The sequence below is a fragment of the Demequina sp. NBRC 110053 genome, from assembly GCF_002090095.1.
In the GTDB taxonomy this organism is placed as follows: Bacteria; Actinomycetota; Actinomycetes; order Actinomycetales; family Demequinaceae; genus Demequina.
This window is the reverse complement of sequence record NZ_BBRJ01000003.1, coordinates 137230-157587: the sequence shown is the minus strand read 5'-3', so window position 1 is coordinate 157587 and position 20358 is coordinate 137230. Positions and strand designations below refer to the sequence as shown.

The 20358-nt window shown below is 69.3% G+C and carries 18 protein-coding genes; 16 read left to right on the top strand and 2 right to left on the bottom strand.

What is annotated here, in order from left to right:
- Window positions 1-69 precede the first annotated feature (69 nt).
- The gene (locus B7K22_RS09875; RefSeq protein ID WP_084040092.1) at window positions 70-1497 is read right to left on the bottom strand and encodes a CDP-glycerol glycerophosphotransferase family protein; all 1428 of its coding nucleotides are present in this window, start codon (window positions 1495-1497) and stop codon (window positions 70-72) included.
- Between the two features lie 56 nt (window positions 1498-1553).
- Between B7K22_RS09875 and B7K22_RS09870 the strand changes: the two genes are divergently transcribed.
- The 5 genes from B7K22_RS09870 to B7K22_RS09850 all read left to right on the top strand — a co-directional run bounded on the left by B7K22_RS09870 (window position 1554) and on the right by B7K22_RS09850 (window position 7754).
- Entirely contained in the window at window positions 1554-1952 is a 399-nt protein-coding gene (locus B7K22_RS09870) for an adenylyltransferase/cytidyltransferase family protein (RefSeq protein ID WP_084040091.1), read from the top strand.
- Window positions 1953-2079: 127 nt separating this feature from the next.
- Window positions 2080-3561, top strand: a complete 1482-nt coding sequence (gene rpsA, locus B7K22_RS09865; protein ID WP_084040090.1) for a 30S ribosomal protein S1 — start codon at window positions 2080-2082, stop codon at window positions 3559-3561.
- 364 nt (window positions 3562-3925) lie between these two features.
- Complete coding sequence (gene coaE, locus B7K22_RS09860) at window positions 3926-4525, top strand: dephospho-CoA kinase (RefSeq protein ID WP_084040089.1); 600 nt, start codon at window positions 3926-3928, stop codon at window positions 4523-4525.
- A 31-nt stretch (window positions 4526-4556) separates the two neighbouring features.
- Complete coding sequence (gene uvrB / locus B7K22_RS09855) at window positions 4557-6623, top strand: excinuclease ABC subunit UvrB (protein ID WP_084040088.1); 2067 nt, start codon at window positions 4557-4559, stop codon at window positions 6621-6623.
- A 9-nt stretch (window positions 6624-6632) separates the two neighbouring features.
- Window positions 6633-7754 carry a TerC family protein gene (locus tag B7K22_RS09850; RefSeq protein WP_084040087.1) on the top strand — a complete coding sequence of 374 codons (1122 nt, stop codon included), beginning with the start codon at window positions 6633-6635 and terminating at the stop codon, window positions 7752-7754.
- A gap of 104 nt (window positions 7755-7858) precedes the next feature.
- Here the strand turns inward: B7K22_RS09850 and B7K22_RS09845 are convergent, their stop codons facing one another.
- Window positions 7859-8161 carry a YciI family protein gene (locus B7K22_RS09845; protein WP_084040086.1) on the bottom strand — a complete coding sequence of 101 codons (303 nt, stop codon included), beginning with the start codon at window positions 8159-8161 and terminating at the stop codon, window positions 7859-7861.
- A gap of 102 nt (window positions 8162-8263) precedes the next feature.
- Here B7K22_RS09845 and uvrA point away from each other — a divergent pair, with 102 nt between their 5' ends.
- From uvrA to B7K22_RS09790, 11 genes are all read left to right on the top strand, one after another.
- Window positions 8264-11110, top strand: coding sequence for an excinuclease ABC subunit UvrA (gene uvrA / locus B7K22_RS09840; RefSeq protein WP_084040085.1), 2847 nt, complete (start codon window positions 8264-8266; stop codon window positions 11108-11110).
- 9 nt (window positions 11111-11119) lie between these two features.
- Window positions 11120-13003 carry an excinuclease ABC subunit UvrC gene (gene uvrC, locus B7K22_RS09835; RefSeq protein WP_084040084.1) on the top strand — a complete coding sequence of 628 codons (1884 nt, stop codon included), beginning with the start codon at window positions 11120-11122 and terminating at the stop codon, window positions 13001-13003.
- Window positions 13000-13923: an RNase adapter RapZ gene (rapZ, locus tag B7K22_RS09830; RefSeq protein ID WP_084040083.1), complete on the top strand. Its 924-nt coding sequence runs from the start codon at window positions 13000-13002 to the stop codon at window positions 13921-13923. Before uvrC ends, rapZ begins: the two co-directional genes overlap by 4 nt.
- Window positions 13920-14888, top strand: a complete 969-nt coding sequence (gene yvcK, locus B7K22_RS09825; RefSeq protein ID WP_234983453.1) for a uridine diphosphate-N-acetylglucosamine-binding protein YvcK — start codon at window positions 13920-13922, stop codon at window positions 14886-14888. Before rapZ ends, yvcK begins: the two co-directional genes overlap by 4 nt.
- 5 nt (window positions 14889-14893) lie before the next feature.
- A complete protein-coding gene (gene whiA / locus B7K22_RS09820) occupies window positions 14894-15877 on the top strand; it encodes a DNA-binding protein WhiA (RefSeq protein WP_084040081.1) in 984 nt (327 codons plus the stop codon).
- Between the two features lie 162 nt (window positions 15878-16039).
- Complete coding sequence (gene gap / locus B7K22_RS09815; protein WP_084040080.1) at window positions 16040-17044, top strand: type I glyceraldehyde-3-phosphate dehydrogenase; 1005 nt, start codon at window positions 16040-16042, stop codon at window positions 17042-17044.
- Window positions 17045-17128: 84 nt separating this feature from the next.
- Window positions 17129-18319 (top strand): phosphoglycerate kinase, encoded by a 1191-nt coding sequence (gene pgk, locus B7K22_RS09810; RefSeq protein ID WP_084040079.1) that lies wholly within the window; start codon window positions 17129-17131, stop codon window positions 18317-18319.
- 3 nt (window positions 18320-18322) lie between these two features.
- Window positions 18323-19114 (top strand): triose-phosphate isomerase, encoded by a 792-nt coding sequence (gene tpiA / locus B7K22_RS09805; protein WP_084040078.1) that lies wholly within the window; start codon window positions 18323-18325, stop codon window positions 19112-19114.
- A gap of 62 nt (window positions 19115-19176) precedes the next feature.
- Entirely contained in the window at window positions 19177-19422 is a 246-nt protein-coding gene (gene secG / locus B7K22_RS09800; RefSeq protein WP_084040077.1) for a preprotein translocase subunit SecG, read from the top strand.
- A 19-nt stretch (window positions 19423-19441) separates the two neighbouring features.
- Entirely contained in the window at window positions 19442-19813 is a 372-nt protein-coding gene (locus B7K22_RS09795) for an RNA polymerase-binding protein RbpA (protein WP_084040076.1), read from the top strand.
- Between the two features lie 318 nt (window positions 19814-20131).
- Window positions 20132-20356, top strand: a complete 225-nt coding sequence (locus B7K22_RS09790) for a SelT/SelW/SelH family protein (RefSeq protein ID WP_084040075.1) — start codon at window positions 20132-20134, stop codon at window positions 20354-20356.
- Window positions 20357-20358 lie beyond the last annotated feature (2 nt).

Here is a 20358-nt window from a genome sequence, read left to right as displayed (position 1 = left end):
GCGGGCCGGCACGCGCCGCGCGCGCGAGTTCCGCTCAGGCACGGTGTACCGCCGCGCGGCCAGGGACGGTCAGTGCTCGCGGGACTGGGTCGGCACGACCGGCATCTGCAGCTGATCGGTGTCCAACGGATCGTCACCGGCCTCGGCCTCGACCTCCGCTGGGCTCGCCTCGGTCACGAAGCGGGCCGACGACGGCCGTCCGAGCGGTTCGTGGTGCGGTTCGCGCGAGGGGTCCTCGGGCCACGTCACGCGGGGGTGCGTCGTCCAGCCTGCGGGGTGCTCAGCGGCGCAGACCTGGCGCGCGTACGGCTCCGCATCCTCGCCCAGCAGCGCCACGCGCACCACCGTCTCCGCTGCGCGTCCGTTCTCGAACGTCGCGAAGCGGTCGCGGAACGACGCCCGACGGCCCGCGAAGGACGGTGCCAGGAACTCGCCCGTGCGCATCGTCTCCGCGAGCGCCTCGGCATCGAACACCACCTGACCGGGAGCGTCGGCCGTGATGTCGAAGTACGCTCCCCGGCTCCAGCGGTAGTCGTCCCAGTCGTAGCAGAACAGGACGATGGGCCTGTCGAGCAGCGTGTAGTCGAACATCGCCGACGAGTAGTCCGTGATGAGCGCATCAGAGGCGAGGTACAGGTCCTCGACCTCCCAGCCCTTGGACACGTCGATGACCTGCGCAGGCACCACCTGGCGCCCACGCCTGTCGTGGTAGTAGTGATCGCGCACCAGCAGCCGCGTGCCCTCGGGCAGCGACTCGGCGAACGCCGTGAGATCGAACTCGTGCTCCTTGGGGCTTCGGCGGGTCCGCCATGTGGGCATGTAGAGCACCGCGCGCTCGTGTGGCGCGAGCCCCAGACGAGCGCGGACCGCCGCGCGGTCCTCGGCGGTCGACTCGAACAGCACGTCGTTGCGAGGGAAGCCCACCTCGAGCTGGACGCAGTCGTTGTTGTACGCGCGCTCCCACACCTCCGTGAGGTACGGGCTCGTGCTCAGGGAGTAGGTCCAGCGCTGCGAGCGCCGGTGCATCGTCACGATGGTGTCGTCGGACGGACGGACCCCGGAGTAATGACGATCGGCACCCATGTACTTGAGCGCGGTCCCGTGGTGGGTCTGCACGTAGATCTGGCCCTCGCGAGCGGCGAGGCTCCAGTGCGGGTTGGCGTCATCGACGAAGTAGGTCGCGGTCGCGATGAGCCTGAGATAGGCGAGCGTGCGGGGCGTCACGTACTCGATTCCCGCGGGCAGCTGGTCCAGGTCCTGCTTGCGCACGATCCACACGCCGCGCAGATGCGGGGCGAGCTCGAGCTGCTTGCGGTAGATGGCGAGGGGGTTTCCCCGTGGAGCCCGGTTCCACAGCGACGTGTACACCACGAGGTCGGGATCGATCGGCAGGCGTGCGTAGTACCAGTCGCCCAGCGTCCGATCCTGGAGCGCGCGGACGGCACGCGCGGCGAAGCCTCGCGCGCGGCGATACTGACGTCTCACGGTCCTCAGCACGCGGGAATCCTATCTCGCGGGGCGGGCACGAGCACGCACATCAGTACGCTGGGGCGATGACCCGCGTCCTGACCTTCGGCACGTTCGACCTGTTCCACATCGGCCACGTCAACGTGCTGCTGCGCGCGGCGGCGCTCGGTGACCACCTCACGGTCGGCGTCTCCTCCGACGCGCTGAACTTCTCGAAGAAGGGCCGCTATCCCGTGTACCGCGAGGAGCACCGGATGGCGATCGTCCACTCGCTCGCGTGCGTCGACGAGGTGTTCGTCGAGGAATCGCTCGAGCTCAAGGGCGACTACATCAAGGAGCATCGGGCGGACGTGCTCGTGATGGGAGACGACTGGGCCGGCAGGTTCGACCACTACAAGGAGCTCTGCGACGTGGTGTACCTGCCGCGGACCGCCGAGGTCTCCACCACCGACATCATCCAGGCGATCCGCGAGGACCTGGGCTGACGGCGTGCGCGGCCGCTTTGTGCTGAGCGCCCTGAGCAGGTAGGATGATCGTTGGTCTCGTGCGCCCGCGTGCGATTCCGATCCATCAGCACATCTTCATCCACCCATTCATCGGAGCCACTCCTTAATGTCCGTATCCACCCCCGAGTCCACCCCCATCGCAGTCAACGACATCGGCTCGAGTGAGGACTTCCTCGCCGCGATTGACGCGACCATCAAGAACTTCGACGACGGCGACCTCGTCGAGGGCACCATCGTCAAGGTCGACCGTGACGAGGTGCTCCTCGACATCGGCTACAAGACCGAGGGCGTCATCCCCGTCCGCGAGCTGTCGATCCGCCACGACGCCGACCCCGACGACGTCGTCACCGTCGGTGACACCGTCGAGGCCCTGGTCCTCCAGAAGGAGGACAAGGAGGGTCGTCTGATCCTGTCGAAGAAGCGCGCTCAGTACGAGCGTGCCTGGGGCTCGATCGAGAAGATCAAGGACGAGGACGGCGTCGTCACCGGCTCCGTGATCGAGGTCGTCAAGGGTGGCCTCATCGTGGACATCGGTCTGCGCGGCTTCCTTCCCGCCTCGCTCGTCGAGATGCGCCGCGTGCGCGACCTCGGCCCGTACATCGGCCAGCAGATCGAGGCGAAGATCATCGAGCTCGACAAGAACCGCAACAATGTGGTCCTGTCGCGCCGTGCCTTCCTCGAGCAGACCCAGTCCGAGGTGCGCTCGAGCTTCCTCACGGCGCTGCAGCCCGGCCAGGTCCGCAAGGGCACGGTCTCCTCGATCGTCAACTTCGGCGCGTTCGTCGACCTGGGCGGCGTGGACGGCCTCGTGCACGTCTCCGAGCTGTCGTGGAAGCACATCGACCACCCCAACGAGGTCGTGTCGGTGGGCCAGGAGGTCGAGGTCGAGGTGCTCGACATCGACATGGACCGCGAGCGCGTCTCGCTGTCGCTCAAGGCCACGCAGGAGGACCCCTGGGAGGTCTACGCCCGCACCCACGCGATCGGCCAGATCGTGCCGGGCAAGGTCACCAAGCTGGTTCCGTTCGGCGCGTTCGTGCGCGTGTTCGACGGCATCGAGGGCCTGGTGCACATCTCCGAGCTCGCCGTCCGCCACGTGGACCTGCCCGAGCAGGTCGTGCAGGCGGACGAGGAGGTCTTCGTCAAGATCATCGACATCGACCTCGAGCGTCGCCGCATCTCGCTGTCCATCAAGCAGGCGAACGAGGGCGTCGACCCGAACGGCGAGGACTTCGACCCCGCGCTGTACGGCATGACGGCGGAGTACGACGAGGCCGGCAACTACAAGTACCCCGAGGGCTTCGACCCGGAGACCCAGGAGTGGCGCGACGGCTTCGACGAGCAGCGCGAGGCCTGGGAGGCGGAGTACGCCAAGGCCCACGAGCGCTGGGAGGCTCACAAGAGCTTCGTCGCCAAGCAGGACGAGCAGGCCGCTGAGGCCGACGCCGCGGGTGCCGCCGCGCCGCGCAAGCGCGGCAAGGGCGATGCCGGCGCGTCGTACACGTCGCACGACGAGCCGACCGACGCGGGCACTCTCGCCTCGGACGAGCGCCTCGCCGCTCTGCGCGAGAAGCTCACGGGCAACTAAGCGCTCATCAGCTCACAGGGCCGCGATCCCCTCCGGGGGTCGCGGCCCTGTCGCATGCTCGGGCGGAGGCACGAGGCCGAGCCGTGTCCCGGCGACGCACGTCGACCAGCCCGCCAGCGCATCGGCCCGCCCCCGAACACTCCGATCCGCCACCCGGTGCCACACGCCGACACGCCCCACTGGGCGCCGCAGATGGGTCCGAACTGTCCGGAGGAGTCGGGGGGAGGCGCTGCGTCGTTGGGTGCCGCGTCGATGGGGACGGGGCCGATGCGCGGGCCGGGTCTCTGCCGGCGCTCGGGGGCGAAGGGGGAGAGGCGCGTGGCGGATTGGCGCGTCGTGCGGGCGCGGTGCGACACTTTGGCTCATGCTACGCATCGGCCTCACGGGCGGCATCGCCGCAGGCAAGTCCACGGCGTCCGCGCGCTTCGCGGAACTGGGCGCGGTGGTGGTCGACCACGACGTGCTTGCGCGGCGGGCAGTCGAACCGGGATCGGCGGCCCTGGTGGAGATCGCTCGCGCGTTCGGAGACCGCGCGGTGCCAGACGGCACGCTCGACCGTGCGGCCCTCGCCTCGATCGTGTTCCACGATCCGCTCGCTCGCGCCCAGCTCGACGGGATCGTGCACCCGTACGTGTTCGCCATGGCGCGCGCGGCCGACCGTCAGGCACGAGCGGACGGAGCGCGGGTGGTGCTGCACGACATCCCCTTGCTCGTGGAGGCCGGGGCCGACCACGACTACGACCTCGTGGTCGCTGTCGCGGCCGCCGCCGAGCTGCGCCTCGAGCGGATGATGGCGTCGCGGGGCATGTCGCGCGATGACGCTCAGGCGAGAATCGACGCCCAGGCCAGCGACGAGGAGAGGGCGGCGATCGCCGACGTCGTGCTCGACGGCTCGGGACCCGCGGAGGCGCTGCGCGCCCAGGTGGACGACTTCTGGGCGCTGCATGTCCCGGCATCGGCGTGAGAGTGTCGGTGGTGGCGCGTAGCGTGGAGCCATGACCGAGGACCTGCGTCGCAGTGACGCTCCCTTTCAGGTGGTATCCGAGTTCCAGCCGTCTGGAGACCAGCCCAAGGCGATCGACCAGCTCGCCGCGCGCGTCCAGGCGGGGGAGCAGGACGTGGTGCTGCTCGGGGCGACGGGAACCGGCAAGTCTGCGACCACCGCGTGGCTCGTGGAGCGCCTCCAGCGCCCCACGCTCGTGATGGCGCACAACAAGACGCTCGCCGCGCAACTCGCCACCGAGTTCAGGGAGCTGCTGCCGAACAACGCCGTCGAGTACTTCGTCAGCTACTACGACTACTACCAGCCAGAGGCCTACGTCCCGCAGACAGACACGTTCATCGAGAAGGACAGCTCGATCAACGAGGAGGTCGAGCGCCTGCGGTACTCCGCGACCAACTCCCTGCTGACGCGCCGCGACGTCGTCGTCGTGTCATCGGTGTCGTGCATCTACGGACTGGGCACTCCCGAGGAGTACATCCAGGGCATGGTGGTGCTGGGCGTCGGCGACGTCGTGGATCGGGATGGGCTGCTGCGCGAGTTCGTGCAGATGCAGTACTCCCGCAACGACCTGGCGTTCACGCGGGGAACCTTCCGGGTGCGCGGAGACACGGTGGAGATCATCCCGGTGTACGAGGAGCTCGCGATCCGCATCGAGATGTTCGGGGACGAGATCGAGGCGCTGTACACGCTCCACCCGCTCACGGGCGACGTCGTGGAGCGCCGCGAGCAGGTGCACATCTTCCCCGCGTCGCACTATGTCGCCTCCGAGGAGCGGATGAACCGTGCGATCAGCACCATCGAGCTCGAGCTCGAGGAGCGGCTGCAGGAGCTCAACAGGCAGAACAAGCTGCTCGAAGCGCAGCGGCTCAAGATGCGCACCACGTTCGACCTCGAGATGATGCGATCCGTCGGGACATGCAGCGGCATCGAGAACTACTCGCGACACATCGAGCAGCGCGCGGCGGGGACGCCCCCGCACACCCTGCTCGACTACTTCCCAGACGACTTCCTGCTGGTCATCGACGAGTCGCACGTGACCGTTCCCCAGATCGGCGCGATGTACGAGGGCGACACGTCGCGCAAGCGGACGCTGGTCGAGCACGGCTTCCGGCTGCCGTCCGCGCTGGACAACCGACCGCTCAAGTGGGGCGAGTTCCAGGAGCGCGTCGGCCAGACCGTCTACCTGTCGGCGACTCCGGGCAACTACGAGCTCGAGCGCTCGGACGGCGTGGTCGAGCAGATCATCCGCCCCACGGGCCTCGTGGACCCGAAGGTGGTCGTGAAGCCCACCGAGGGTCAGATCGACGACCTGCTCGAGCAGATCCGGCAGCGGGTCGAGCGGGATGAACGCGTGCTCGTGACGACGCTCACGAAGAAGATGGCCGAGGACCTGACCGAGTTTCTCGCCGAGCGCGACGTGCAGGTGGAGTACCTCCACTCGGACGTCGACACTCTGCGTCGCGTGGAGCTGCTGCGGGAGCTCCGGATGGGCCGCTACGACGTGCTGGTCGGGATCAACCTGCTGCGCGAGGGCCTGGACCTACCCGAGGTGTCACTGGTGTCCATCCTCGACGCCGACAAGGAGGGCTTCCTGCGCTCCGGGACGTCGCTCATCCAGACCATCGGTCGCGCGGCCCGCAACGTCTCGGGCGAGGTCCACATGTACGCGGACACGATCACGGACTCGATGGCCTCCGCGATCGACGAGACCAACCGCCGCCGCGAGAAGCAGGTGGCGTTCAACGAGGCGAACGGCATCGACCCCACGCCCCTGCGCAAGCGCATCGGCGACATCACGGAGATGCTCGCACGCGAGGAGGCTGACACCGCCTCCACCCTCGAACGGGCCGCACGCTCCGCCTCTGGCAAGAAGGATCGCGGTCCCTCGCCCATGGCGGGCAGGCCGGCCGAGGAGCTCAGCGAACTCATCGAGGACCTCTCAGCGCAGATGCGCGAGGCGGCGGCCGAGCTCAAGTTCGAGCTCGCGGCGCGGCTGCGCGACGAGGTCGGCGAGCTGAAGAAGGAGCTGCGGCAGATGCTGGACGCGGGCAGCGCCTAGGATTGCCGCGTGACTGATCCCCTCGTCTGGACCGCGACCATCGCGTTCATCGTCGCGCTGTTCGTCTTCGACTTCGCGGTGGTCATCCGCAAGCCCCACGAGCCGTCCTTCAAGGAGTCCGTGGCGTGGTCGGTGTTCTACATCGCGATCGCGCTGGCCTTCGGCGCAGTGCTGCACTTCTGGCACCAGGACTTCCCGACGACGGAGTATCTGGCGGGCTACATCACGGAGAAGTCGCTGTCGGTCGACAACCTGTTCGTGTTCCTGGTGATCATGACCCGCTTCGCCGTGCCACCCAAGTACCGGTCGCGTGTGCTGCTCGTGGGGATCGCGGTCGCGCTGATCCTCCGCGCCGTCTTCATCGCGGCGGGCGCAGCGGCGCTCGACGCGTTCGCCGCGCTGTTCTACGTGTTCGGCGCCTTCCTCATCTACACCGCATGGGGCCTGGCCAAGGAGTCCCAGGAGGACGCGTCGCAGGAGTACGAGGAGGGCCGCATGGTCCGCCTCGTGCGGCGCCTGTATCCCGTCACGGACGGGTACCGCGAGGGCAAGGTGATGGTGCGCGAGGCGGGCAGGCGCATGGTCACGCCCATGCTGCTGGTGATGGTGGCGATCGGCTCCACCGACGTGCTGTTCGCGCTCGACTCGATTCCCGCGATCTTCGGTCTCACGCAGGACCCGTTCATCGTGTTCACCGCGAACGCCTTTGCGCTCCTCGGCCTGCGCCAGCTGTACTTCCTCGTGCAGGGACTGCTCCAGCGACTCGTGTACCTCCACTACGGACTCGCCGCGATCCTCGCCTTCATCGGCGTCAAGCTCGTGCTCCACGCCCTCCACGAGAACAACGTGCCGTTCATCAACGGCGGTGAGCCGGTTCACGTCCCCGAGATCTCGACCGGCCTGTCGCTCACCGTGATCGTCGTGATCCTCGCCATCTCGACCGTCGCCAGCCTGATCGCGACGCGCCGCTCCTCCGATGACATCGAGGCGTCGCTCGACGACCAGCGTGGGGAGGCTCTCGAGGGCGATGGGAGCGATTCCCCCGCGGCCGAGGCCCAGCAGGGAAGAGCCGATGCGCGGGAGAGCACGGCGACCCCGACGGCCAGGACGGGCGACGACGAACAGAGCTGAGCGGGCGCGTGCGCGTCCGACCGCGCAGTGCACCGCTCATCGCACGGCGCTTCGGCGGCCATCAGCGGACGTCGCCTTGCGCACGCGGCGCGGCCGCCTCGGCGTCAGTCGGAGAGCCGGCCGGCGAGCGCAGGGCCCCACACGGCCGGCCACACGCGGATGCGGTGGTCGGGCACGAGTCCCGCCTGCACGAACGGGTCGCCGGCGATGAGCGACTCGACGTCGGCCACGGACTCGGCCTCGCACACGAGCAGCGCGCCGGGCGCGGCGTCGTCGTCGTAGCGGCCGTAGGCGAGCATGCAGCCCTCGGACGCCAGGCCGGCGAGGTAGGCGCGGTGAGCAGGGCGATGGGCGTCGCGCTCGGAGCCACGGTCGTCGTACGCGTATTCAATGGCGTAGGTCGTCATGGAGCCATCCTGCCAGGCGCTGCGGGCGGCGCCGGAGGCCGCGCCGCGACGACACGCCGGTTCGAACATGCGTTCGAATGGGATTCAACGTAGCATTGGCCTGTGAATGACAGACTGCTGATCCAGGGCGCCCGCGAGCACAATCTCAAGGGCGTCGATCTCGACCTCCCCCGCGAGGCGCTCATCGTGTTCTCGGGCCTGTCGGGATCGGGCAAGTCGTCGCTGGCCTTCGACACGATCTTCGCCGAGGGACAGCGCCGGTACGTCGAGTCCCTGTCGGCGTACGCGCGCCAGTTCCTCGGGCAGATGGACAAGCCCGACGTCGACTTCATCGAGGGGCTGTCGCCCGCAGTGTCGATCGACCAGAAGTCGACCAACCGCAACCCGCGCTCGACGGTCGGCACCATCACCGAGGTCTACGACTACCTCCGCCTGCTCTACGCGCGCGTCGGCACGCCTCACTGCCCGGTCTGCGGAGAGCGGATCCAGGCCCAGACCCCGCAGCAGATCGTCGACTCCGTTCTCGCGCTGCCGGAGGGCACCCGCTACCAGGTTCTCGCCCCCGTCGTGCGCGGTCGCAAGGGCGAGTACGCCGACGTCTTCGAGGAGCTGCAGCAGCAGGGCTTCGCGCGCGCCAGGGTCGACGGCGAGACCGTGCAGCTGACGGACCCGCCGCAGCTCGAGAAGAAGCTCAAGCACGACATCGAGGTGGTGGTCGACCGCCTGGTGGCACGCGACGGCGTGCGCCAGCGCCTCACCGACTCGGTCGAGACGGCCCTCCGCCTCGCCGACGGGCTGGTCCTCATCGACCCCGTTGACGGCGACATGCCGCCGCGCCGCTACAGCGAGAAGCGCGCATGCCCCAATGACCACGTGCTCGCCCTCGAGGAGATCGAGCCGCGCACCTTCTCGTTCAACGCACCGTACGGGGCATGCCCCGAGTGCACCGGCATCGGCGTGCGACTCGAGGTGGACCCGCAGCTCGTGATCCCCGACCCGAGCCTGAGCCTCGCGGAGGGCGCCGTGGCGCCCTGGTCGAACACCTCGACCTCGTCGGAGTACTTCTCGCGCATGCTCACGGGACTGTCCCAGGACCTCGGCTTCTCGATGGACACCGCGTGGGAGGACCTGCCCGACAGCGTCAAGGAGGCCGTGCTGGTCGGCCAGGACTATCAGGTGCACGTGAAGTTCAGGAACCGGTTCGGGCGCGAGCGCCAGTACACGACCGGCTTCGAGGGCGTGATCTCGTGGATCGAGCGCCTGCACTCGCAGACCGAGTCGGACTGGTCGCGCGAGAAGTACGAGTCGTACATGCGCGAGGTCCCGTGCCCGGTCTGCCACGGCGCTCGCCTCAAGCCCGAGGTCCTCGCGGTCACCATCGGAGGACGATCGATCGCGGAGGTCTGCGACCTGTCGATCGCCCACGCGCGCGACTTCCTGCTGACGGCCGAGCTCGACGAGCGCGGACGGCAGATCGCCGTGCAGGTCCTCAAGGAGATCGACGCGCGCCTGGGGTTCCTGCTGGACGTCGGCCTCGACTACCTGACGCTGTCGCGTGCGGCGGGGACCCTGTCGGGCGGCGAGGCCCAGCGCATCCGCCTCGCGACCCAGATCGGCTCCGGCCTGGTGGGCGTGCTGTACGTCCTCGACGAGCCCAGCATCGGACTGCATCAGCGGGACAACCGCCGCCTGATCGACACGCTGACCCGCCTGCGCGACCTCGGCAACACCCTGATCGTGGTCGAGCATGACGAGGACACCATCCGCACGGCCGACTGGGTGGTGGACATCGGCCCTGGCGCGGGCGAGCACGGGGGCGAGGTCGTGCATTCCGGCACCTACGAGGAGCTGCTCGTGAACGAGCGCTCGATCACCGGGGCCTACGTCGCCGGTCGCCGGTCGATCCCCATGCCGGACGAGCGTCGTCCCGTCGACCCCGACCGTCAGATCACGGTGGTCGGGGCTCGAGAGCACAATCTGCAAGACATCGACGTGAGCTTCCCGCTCGGGGTGCTGACGGCCGTGACGGGTGTGTCGGGCTCGGGCAAGTCGACCCTGGTCAACTCGATCCTCTACACGTCCCTCGCTAACACCCTCAACGGCGCGCGCCAGGTCGCCGGCAGGCACACGCGCATCACCGGCACCGATCAGCTCGACAAGATCGTCCACGTCGATCAGGGGCCTATCGGCCGCACGCCGCGCTCGAACCCCGCGACGTACACGGGCGTCTGGGACAAGGTGCGCAAGCTGTTCGCCGAGACCACCGAGGCGAAGGTGCGCGGCTACGGCCCTGGCCGCTTCTCGTTCAACGTCAAGGGCGGACGCTGCGAGTCGTGCTCGGGAGACGGCACCCTGAAGATCGAGATGAACTTCCTTCCCGACGTCTACGTCCCGTGCGAGGTATGCAAGGGCGACCGCTACAACCGCGAGACGCTCGAGGTGCACTTCAAGGGCAAGACCGTGGCTGACGTCCTCGATATGCCCATCGAGCAGGCCGCGGACTTCTTCGAGGCCATTCCCGGCATCTCACGCCACCTGCGCACCCTCGTCGACGTCGGGCTCGGGTACGTGCGCCTGGGCCAGCCGGCACCCACGCTGTCAGGGGGCGAGGCTCAGCGCGTGAAGCTCGCGTCCGAGCTCCAGCGCCGGTCGACGGGCCGCACCATCTACGTGCTCGACGAGCCCACCACCGGGCTGCACTTCGAGGATGTCCGCAAGCTCCTGGGCGTCCTGCAGGGTCTGGTCGACAAGGGCAACACCGTGATCGTCATCGAGCACAACCTCGACGTCATCAAGTCTGCGGACTGGGTGATCGACATGGGTCCCGAGGGCGGGTCCGGCGGTGGCGTGGTGGTCGCCGAGGGCAGCCCGGAGGCCGTGGCCGAGGTCGAGGCGAGCCACACGGGTGCGTTCCTCAAGGAGATCCTGGGCGCACCCGCGCGCGCGTAGGCTGGCGCAGTGAGCGATCCCGCGGACTACCGGCCCGCACCTGGCACGATTCCCACCGAGCCGGGCGTGTACCGCTTCCGCGACCCGCACGGGCGGGTGGTGTACGTCGGCAAGGCCAAGAACCTCCGGGCGCGCCTGTCGAACTACTTCCAGGACGTCGGCGGCCTGCACCCGCGCACGCGCATGATGGTGACCACCGCGGCCTCGGTCGAGTGGACGGTGGTGCGCAACGAGGTCGAGGCGCTCATCCTCGAGCACACCTGGATCAAGCAGTACGACCCGCGCTTCAACGTGGTGTTCAAGGACGACAAGTCCTACCCGTACCTCGCCGTCACCATGAACGAGAAGTTCCCGCGCATCCAGGTCATGCGGGGCGAGCGGCGCAAGGGAGTGCGGTACTTCGGGCCCTACGCGAGGGCGTGGCAGATACGCGACACGGTCGACACCCTCCTCACGGCTCTCCCCGTGCGAACCTGCGCGCCCGGCGTCTTCCGCAAGGCCGAGCGGCAGGGTCGGCCGTGCCTGCTGGGCTACATCGACAAGTGCTCCGCACCGTGCGTCGGCCGCATCTCGCCTGAGGACCACCGCGCGCTGGCCGAGCGCGTGTGCGCGGTCCTGGGGGGCGACGCGAAGGGGATGATCCGCGACCTGACCCAGGCTATGGCCGACGCCGCCGAGCGCGAGGACTTCGAAGCGGCCGCCCGTGCCCGCGATCGCCTGCACGCGCTGCGCGACGTCCTCGACCGCAACGCGATCGTGCTGGCGGCGGGCACCGATGCGGACATCTTCAGCCTCGTCGACGACGAGATGGAGGCTGCGGCTCACGTCTTCCATGTGCGCGACGGCCGCATCACCGGCGAGCGTGGCTGGGTGGTGGACAAGCCCGAGCCGCTGGACGAGCCCGGCATGGTGGCGCAGCTGATCCAGGAGGCGTACGGCGAGGCGGAGGCAGAGGCGATTCCGGCCGAGGTCCTCGTCCCCGTGGCGCCGGAGGGCGCCGATGCGGTCAGGACTTGGCTGCGCGGCATCAGGGGGGCCGGTGTCGCGATCAAGGTGCCGGCGCGAGGCAAGAAGGCCGAGCTGGCTGGGACGGGTCGCCAGAACGCCGTCCAGGTGCTCGAGCAGCATCGGCTCAAACGAGCATCCGACCTCACCACCAGGTCCGCGGCGCTCCAGGAGCTGCAGTCGGCGATCGGCATGACGGAGGCGCCGCTGCGCGTCGAGTGCTACGACATCTCGCACACCGGGGGCACCAACCAGGTGGGGTCGATGGTCGTCTTCGAGGACGCGTTGCCCCGCAAGGCCGAGTACCGACAGTTCTCGATCGCCGATGGCACGGATGACGTGGCCGCCATGCGGGAGGTCCTCACCCGACGGTTCCGGCGCTATCTCGCGGAGTCGCAGCTGCCGCCGGAGGAGCGGGAGACGGCTCGCTTCGCCTACCCGCCGCAGCTCGTGGTCGTGGACGGGGCGCTGCCGCAGGCCATGGTGGCACGGCAGGCGCTCGACGAGCTGGGCCTGGACGGCATCGCCGTGGTCGGTCTCGCGAAGCGACTGGAGGAGGTGTGGGTCCCTGGAGATCCCTTCCCCGTGATCCTGCCGCGCGGCTCGGAGGCGCTGTTCCTGCTCCAGCGCGTGCGAGACGAGGCGCACAGATTCGCGATCACGCGGCATCGCGGCAAGCGCGGCAAGGCCATGAAGGCGTCCGCCCTGGACGACGTGCCGGGGATCGGCTCCGAGCGTGCCAAGGCCCTCGTGAGGCACTTCGGCTCGCTCGCGAAGGTCAAGGACGCGTCCGTCGATCAGCTCATGCTCGTGCCGGGCATCGGCGCATCGACGGCACGGACGATCCTCCAGGCCTTGCGCGGCGACGATGGCATGCTGGATCCATGACCGACGAGCCTGCCGCTGTCACCTACCCCTCGGGCATTCCGAGACCCGCCTTCGCCGCGGCGCCCCAGACGCCTGAGCTGCTGGTCCTCACAGGCATGTCGGGAGCCGGCCGGACCAAGGCGGCCGCCGTGCTGTCGGATCTGGGCTGGTACGTGGTGGACAACCTGCCCCCGCACCTGCTCGGCGGCCTCGTCTCCGCGCACATCGGCGGGCAGGCGCAGCGCCACCTGGCCGCGGTGGTCGACGTGAGAGGCGGCCGGTTCTTCCAGGATCTCGATCCCGTCATCGACGACCTCGAGAACAAGGGCGTGCCCGTGCGCATGATCTTCCTCGACGCCTCCGACGCCGCCCTCGTCAAGCGCTTCGAGGAAGCTCGGCGGCCCCACCCGCTGCAGGAGGACGGCACGATCCTCGAAGGCATCGCCCGGGAGCGAGCGATCGTGGCGGATGCCCGCGACCGCGCCGACAGGCTGATCGACACGTCGAACCTCAACGTGCATCAGCTGCGCGAGGTGATGACGGGGGAGGCGGCCGAGGAGGACCCCGCCCTTCAGGTGAACGTGCAGTCGTTCGGGTACAAGAACGGAGTGCCGGCCGATGCCGACTTCGTGGCCGACGTGCGCTTCCTCGACAACCCGCACTGGGTGCCGGAGCTTCGCCCCCTGACGGGCCTCGATGAGCCCGTGCGCCAGCACGTGCTGGGCTCGGAGGGAGCGCAGCGCTTCCTCGCCGGGTACGCCGACGTCATCGACGGGGCCCTGCAACTCTACCGGGCGCACGACAAGCACGCCGTCACGATCGGCGTGGGATGCACGGGTGGCAGGCACCGGTCGGTGGCGATCGCGGAGGCGCTCGGGACCGCGCTGCGCGAGCGCGGGTACAACGTCCGTACCACCCACCGCGACCGCGGGTCGTCGTGAGCGCGCCGGCGCGCATCGTCGCGCTCGGCGGCGGGCACGGCCTCTACACCACCCTGATCGCGCTGCGGGGGCTCACGACCGACCTCACCGCCATCGTCACGGTCGCTGATGATGGGGGTTCCTCCGGACGCCTGCGACGGGAGATGGGCATCGTCCCTCCTGGGGACCTGCGCATGGCGCTCAGCGCTCTGTGCGCCGACAACGAATGGGGCAGGACCTGGCGGGACGTGCTGCAGTGGCGCTTCGCAACGGACGGCCCGCTCGATGGCCACGCCGTGGGCAACCTGCTCATCGCGGCGCTGTGGGACCGCGACGGCGACGTCGTGGACGGGCTCGACTGGGTGAGCCGGCTGCTGCAGGCCGAGGGCCGCGTGCTGCCGCTGTCGACGGTGCCGCTCGAGGTGTCCGCGCTGGTGCGCCACGAGTCGCAGGTGAAGGAGGTCGTGGGGCAGGTCGCCGTCGCGACCGCCGAGGGCACCATCGAGGAGCTTCGCCTGAGGCCGGCCGAGCCCCCCGTGCCGGCCGAGACGCTGCGCGCGCTCGACGAGGCCGACCTCGTGGTGCTCGGGCCGGGAAGCTGGTACACGTCCGTCCTGACGCACTTCAAGGTGGCGCCCGTCGCCGCGGCGCTGGCGGGCGCATCGGCGCGATCCGTGCTCGTGCTCAATGTGGGCGACGACGACGAGGAGACAGCAGGCACGTCGCGCGCTGACGACGTCAGGGCTCTGCGCATGGCAGCCCCGGCCTTCGCGCCCGCCGTCGTGCTGGTCGACGCGACGCACGCCGACGAACCGGCTCTCGAGAGCGAGGTCGCGGGCTGGGGGGCACGGCTGGAGGTCGCTGCGCTGCGAGCGCCCGGCGGCGCGGCGGCGCATGACCCTGCCGCGCTGCGCGCAGCGCTCGCGCGGATCGCATCGGAGCGGTCTCTCGCGGTCACCGCCGGGCCCGGGTCAGTGGCAGGATAAGGCGCATGGCTCTGACGGCGCAGGTGAAGGACGAACTGGCTCGCGTGGCCGTCGACAAGACGTCGGCGCGCAAGGCCGAGGTCGCGACCACTCTCAGGTTCGCCGGCGGGCTGCACATCGTGTCGGGCCGGATCGTCATCGAGGCGGAGCTCGACACGGCCGCCGGCGCCCGCAGGCTGCGTGCCTTCATCCACGAGGTCTTCGGCCTGATGAGCGAGATCATCGTGGTGTCGGGCGGCGCCCTCAAGAAGGGCAACCGCTACGTGGTCCGTGTCGTCAAGGAGGGCGAGTCCCTCGCGCGCCAGACTGGGCTGCTCGACCACAGGGGCCGGCCCGTGCGAGGGCTCCCGCCGCAGGTCGTCTCCGGGTCGATCGACGACACGGTCGCCGCCTGGCGTGGTGCGTTCCTCGCGCACGGTTCGCTCACGGAGCCCGGTCGGTCCTCCTCGCTCGAGGTCACCTCCCCCGGGCCGGAGGCGGCGTTGGCGCTCGTCGGCGCTGCGCGCCGGCTGGGCATCAGCGCGAAGTCGCGCGAGGTGCGCGGTGTCGACCGCGTCGTGATCCGCGATGGCGACGCGATCGCCGCGCTGCTGACTCGCCTGGGCGCGCACGACTCGGTGCTCGAGTGGGAGAACAAGCGCACGCGCCGCGAGGTGCGCGGGACCGCGAACCGTCTCGCCAACTTCGACGACGCCAACCTGCGCCGCAGCGCGCAGGCCGCCGTGGCTGCCGGAGCACGCGTCCAGCGCGCCTTCGAGATCCTCGGGGACGAGGTTCCCGAGCACCTCGTCGAGGCCGGCAGACTGCGACTGCAGAACAAGGACGCGTCGCTGGAGGAGCTGGGCAAGCTCGCCGATCCGCAGCTCACCAAGGATGCCGTGGCGGGCCGCATCCGCCGTCTGCTGGCGACCGCGGACAAGCGCGCCGAGGAGCTGGGCATCCCCGACACCGAGGCCGGGATCACCCCCGAGATGCTGGACCTGGACTGACGCGCATCAGGACTTTCGTTCTGCACGCACGGTCTGGCGATAGTAGTAGGCTGGCAGAAGTGGCCCGTCCTGAACGCGGCCCCACGGCGCACGTCGAGGTGCGCGCAAGCATCCAACAACAATCGCGCCGGTGACGTCCGGCGCAAGTCGAGGAGATCCACTGTGACCATCAAGGTCGGCATCAACGGCTTCGGCCGTATCGGACGCAACTTCTTCCGCGCGGCGCTCGCATCGGGCGCCGACATCGAGATCGTGGGCATCAACGACCTCACCGACAACGCGACGCTCGCGCACCTCCTGAAGTACGACTCCATCCTCGGCCGCCTGGGCGAGGAGGTCTCGCACACCGAGGACAGCATCACCGTGGGCGGCAAGACCTTCGCCGCGTCGGCCGAGCGCGACCCTGCCAACCTGAAGTGGGCGGACCTCGGCGCGGACATCGTCATCGAGTCGACCGGATTCTTCACCGACGCGACCAAGGCGCAGGCGCACATCGACGCCGGCGCCAAGAAGGTCATCATCTCCGCGCCCGCCAAGAACGAGGACGCGACCTTCGTCATGGGCGTGAACCACGAGTCCTACGACCCCGCTTCGCACCACATCATCTCGAACGCCTCGTGCACCACGAACTGCCTCGCGCCGCTCGCGAAGGCGCTGAACGACGGCATCGGCATCGAGAAGGGCCTGATGACGACGATCCACGCCTACACCGCGGACCAGAACCTGCAGGACGCGCCGCACAAGGACCTGCGCCGCGCCCGCGCCGCCGCGCTGAACATCGTCCCCACCTCGACCGGCGCGGCGAAGGCCGTCTCGCTCGTGCTGCCCGAGCTCAAGGGCAAGCTGGACGGCTACGCGCTGCGCGTCCCCACGCCCACCGGCTCGGCGACCGACCTGACCTTCACCGCCTCGCGCGAGACCTCCGTCGAGGAGATCAACGAGATCGTGAAGAAGGCCTCGGAGGGCGCGATGAAGGGCTTCCTCACCTACACCGAGGACCCGATCGTCTCGAAGGACATCGAGACCGACCCCGCCTCCTCGATCTTCGACGCTGGCCTCACCAAGGTGATCGGCGACCAGGTCAAGGTCGTGTCGTGGTACGACAACGAGTGGGGCTACTCGAACCGCCTCGTCGACCTCACGGTCTTCGTGGGCGACAAGCTCTGACCTGCACAGGTGTCATCGTGACGACGCCCGCGCACGCGCTGCGTGCGCGGGCGTCGTCATGTCACGGAAACGAGGACTGAAGACATGAAGACCATCGACGCCCTGGGCGACCTCACCGGCAAGAAGGTGCTGGTGCGCTCCGACCTCAACGTCCCACTCGACGGAACCACCATCACGGACGACGGGCGCGTGCGCGCCTCGGTGCCCACCATCCAGCGCCTGCTGGACGCCGGCGCAGCCGTCATCGTGACGGCGCACCTGGGCCGTCCCGGCGGCGAGCCCAAGCCCGAGTACTCGCTCGCGCCGGCCGCCGCGCGCCTGGCCGAGCTGCTGGGCCGCCCCGTGACGCTCGCCGAGGACCTGGTGGGCGAGTCCGCCCAGGAGACCGTCGCGGCTCTCGAGCCCGGCCAGGTCGCCATGCTCGAGAACGTGCGCTACGACGCCCGCGAGACGTCGAAGGCCGACGAGGAGCGCGAGGCGCTGGCCGCACAGCTGGCCTCGTTCGCCGACGCCTTCGTGTCGGACGGCTTCGGCGTCGTCCACCGCAAGCAGGCCTCCGTCTACGACGTCGCGAAGCTGCTGCCTGCGGCGGCGGGGCTGCTCGTCCAGAAGGAGGTCGAGTCGCTGTCGCGCGCCACGACGGACCCGGAGCGTCCGTATGCGGTGGTGCTGGGCGGCTCGAAGGTGTCCGACAAGCTGCTCGTCATCGAGAACCTGCTCGGCAAGGCCGATCGCCTGCTGATCGGCGGCGGCATGGTCTTCACCTTCCTCGCGGCGAAGGGCCACGACGTCGGCTCGTCGCTGCTCGAGGCGGACCAGATCGACAAGGTCAAGGGCTACTTGCAGACCGCCGAGGACAACGGCGTCGAGATCGTCCTTCCCGAGGACATCGAGGTGGCGTCGGCGTTCGCCGCCGACGCCGAGCACCGCACCGTCGCGGCGAGCGAGATCCCGGACGGCTGGATGGGACTCGACATCGGCCCCGAGGCCGGCAAGGCCTTCGCGGCGAAGATCGCCGACGCCAAGACCATCGTCTGGAACGGCCCCATGGGAGTCTTCGAGTTCGATGCGTTCGCCGCGGGCACCAAGGCCGTCGCTCAGGCCATGATCGACGCCGACGGGTTCTCGGTCGTGGGCGGAGGTGACTCGGCCGCCGCCGTCCGCCGGCTCGGCTTCGACGAGGCAGGCTTCTCACACATATCCACGGGCGGCGGCGCGTCGCTCGAACTGCTCGAGGGCAAGGTCCTGCCGGGCCTGTCCGTACTGGAGGACTGACACATGGCACGCACGCCGCTCATCGCCGGCAACTGGAAGCTCAACCTCGACCACCTCGAGGCCACCCACACCGTGCAGAAGCTCGCCTGGCTGCTGCGCGACGGCAAGCACGACTTCGATGACGTCGAGGTCGCGGTGCTCGCATCGTTCACCTCCATCCGCTCGGTGCAGACGCTCGTCGACGCTGACAAGCTCGAGATCAAGTACGGCGCCCAGGACATCTCGCAGCACGCCTCCGGCGCCTACACCGGCGAGGTGTCGGGCGCACAGCTCGCCAAGCTCGGCGTCAGCTACGTCGCCGTGGGCCACTCGGAGCGGCGCGAGTATCACGGCGAGACCGACGAGGTCGTGGCGGCGAAGACCGCCGCGGCCTTCGCCAGCGGCATCGTGCCGATCGTCTGCGTGGGCGAGGGCCTGGAGGTCCGCAAGGCCGGCAACCACGTCGAGCACACCCTCGCGCAGCTCGACGGCGCGCTCAAGGACCTTCCTGCCGACAAGGCCAAGGACGTCGTCATCGCGTACGAGCCCGTGTGGGCCATCGGCACGGGCGAGGTCGCGACCCCGGAGGACGCCCAGGAGGTCTGCTCCGCCATCCGGAGCCGGCTCGCGGAGCTGTACGACGCCGAGCTCGCGGACGGCGTTCGCGTGCTGTACGGCGGCTCCGTCAAGTCGGGGTCGATCGCCCAGCTCATGGGACAGCCCGACGTGGACGGCGGTCTGGTGGGCGGCGCGAGCCTCGATCCCGAGGAGTTTGCGAAGATCGTCCGCTTCCGCGCGCACCAGGTGGGAATCTAGTCGCAAGGTGCGCGCCGCGTCGCGTATCCTTATAGCCGTTCGACCGCGATCTAAGGAGAGCTGTGGCGATTCTCGAGACCACACTGTGGGTGCTGCTGGTGCTCACCAGTTTCATCCTCATCGGCCTCGTGCTGATTCACCGGGGCCGCGGCGGCGGCATCACCGACATGTTCGGTGGTGGCTTCGCCTCGGGGGTGCAGTCCTCTGCGGTGGGTGAGCGCAACCTGACCCGCATCACCTGGATCGTGGCGATCGTGTGGGTGATGGTGATCGTGCTGCTCGGTCTCATCAGCCGCTTCGCTCTCTAGAGAGACGACGAGGGGAATCATGGCCGCTGGAAACGCCATCAGGGGGTCGCGTGTAGGCGCGGGCCCGATGGGCGAGGACGAACGCGGCGAGTCCGCGCCTCGCCAGACCGTCAACTACTACTGCGCTCGTGGCCACATCACGTCGCCCAGCTTCGCGCTGGGGGATGAGACGGACACGCCCGAGATCCCGCTCGAGTGGGACTGCCCCAAGTGCGGCTTCCCTGCCGGACTGGACCAGGAGAACCCGCCTGAGCCCATCCGCAACGAGCCGTACAAGACGCACCTCGCCTACGTGAAGGAGCGTCGGTCGGACGAGGAGGGTCAGGCCCTGCTCGACGAGGCGCTGTCCGTGCTGCGCGCGCGCCGAGAGTCCGTGGCCGTCGCCGACTGACGTCGACCGAGCCACCGCTGTCGCACCGAGGCCGCCCGTCCGCCAAGGACGGGCGGCCTCGATGCGTTCCCCGGCCGGCGCATCGGCCCTCCGGCGCAGCTGCGTCCGACAGTCACGAACGCTCCCGGTCCGACGTGCGAGCGTGTCGTGGCCTGTCTCGGCGTGTCGGCCGGCGCGGCGCCACGCCCATGTTCGGCACTGTCGGAGGCGAGGCGAGGCGAGGCGAGGCGAGGCGAGCGCGGGTGTCCGGGGAATCACCGGACGGGCGATAGTGTCGTTCTCAAGGGTGGGGAGGTGCCCGCCCAGAAGAGGAGAGACATGCAGATCGAGATCGAGTACTGCGTTCCCTGCGGCTACCTTGACCGCGCGCTCGACGCGCAGCGCACGCTGCTGAGCACCTTCGGTCAGGGCCTCGCCGGCGTGACCTTGAAGCCGGGGGACAAGGGCGTCTTCACGTTCCGCGCGGACGGCGACGTCATCTACTCGAAGCCCGACGAGTACGACATCACCACCATCGTGGAGACGGTGAAGGAACGGCTCTAGCG

Excerpts from the sequence above, each read along its gene's own strand:
- rapZ (WP_084040083.1), top strand. The coding sequence starts at position 13,000 with ATGACCGACGAGCCTGCCGCTGTCACCTACCCCTCGGGCATTCCGAGA.
- coaE (WP_084040089.1), top strand. The coding sequence starts at position 3,926 with ATGCTACGCATCGGCCTCACGGGCGGCATCGCCGCAGGCAAGTCCACG.
- whiA (WP_084040081.1), top strand. The coding sequence starts at position 14,894 with ATGGCTCTGACGGCGCAGGTGAAGGACGAACTGGCTCGCGTGGCCGTC.
- B7K22_RS09870 (WP_084040091.1), top strand. The coding sequence starts at position 1,554 with ATGACCCGCGTCCTGACCTTCGGCACGTTCGACCTGTTCCACATCGGC.
- uvrB (WP_084040088.1), top strand. The coding sequence starts at position 4,557 with ATGACCGAGGACCTGCGTCGCAGTGACGCTCCCTTTCAGGTGGTATCC.
- tpiA (WP_084040078.1), top strand. The coding sequence starts at position 18,323 with ATGGCACGCACGCCGCTCATCGCCGGCAACTGGAAGCTCAACCTCGAC.
- B7K22_RS09845 (WP_084040086.1), bottom strand. The coding sequence starts at position 8,161 with ATGACGACCTACGCCATTGAATACGCGTACGACGACCGTGGCTCCGAG.
- B7K22_RS09790 (WP_084040075.1), top strand. The coding sequence starts at position 20,132 with ATGCAGATCGAGATCGAGTACTGCGTTCCCTGCGGCTACCTTGACCGC.
- pgk (WP_084040079.1), top strand. The coding sequence starts at position 17,129 with ATGAAGACCATCGACGCCCTGGGCGACCTCACCGGCAAGAAGGTGCTG.
- B7K22_RS09795 (WP_084040076.1), top strand. The coding sequence starts at position 19,442 with ATGGCCGCTGGAAACGCCATCAGGGGGTCGCGTGTAGGCGCGGGCCCG.
- rpsA (WP_084040090.1), top strand. The coding sequence starts at position 2,080 with ATGTCCGTATCCACCCCCGAGTCCACCCCCATCGCAGTCAACGACATC.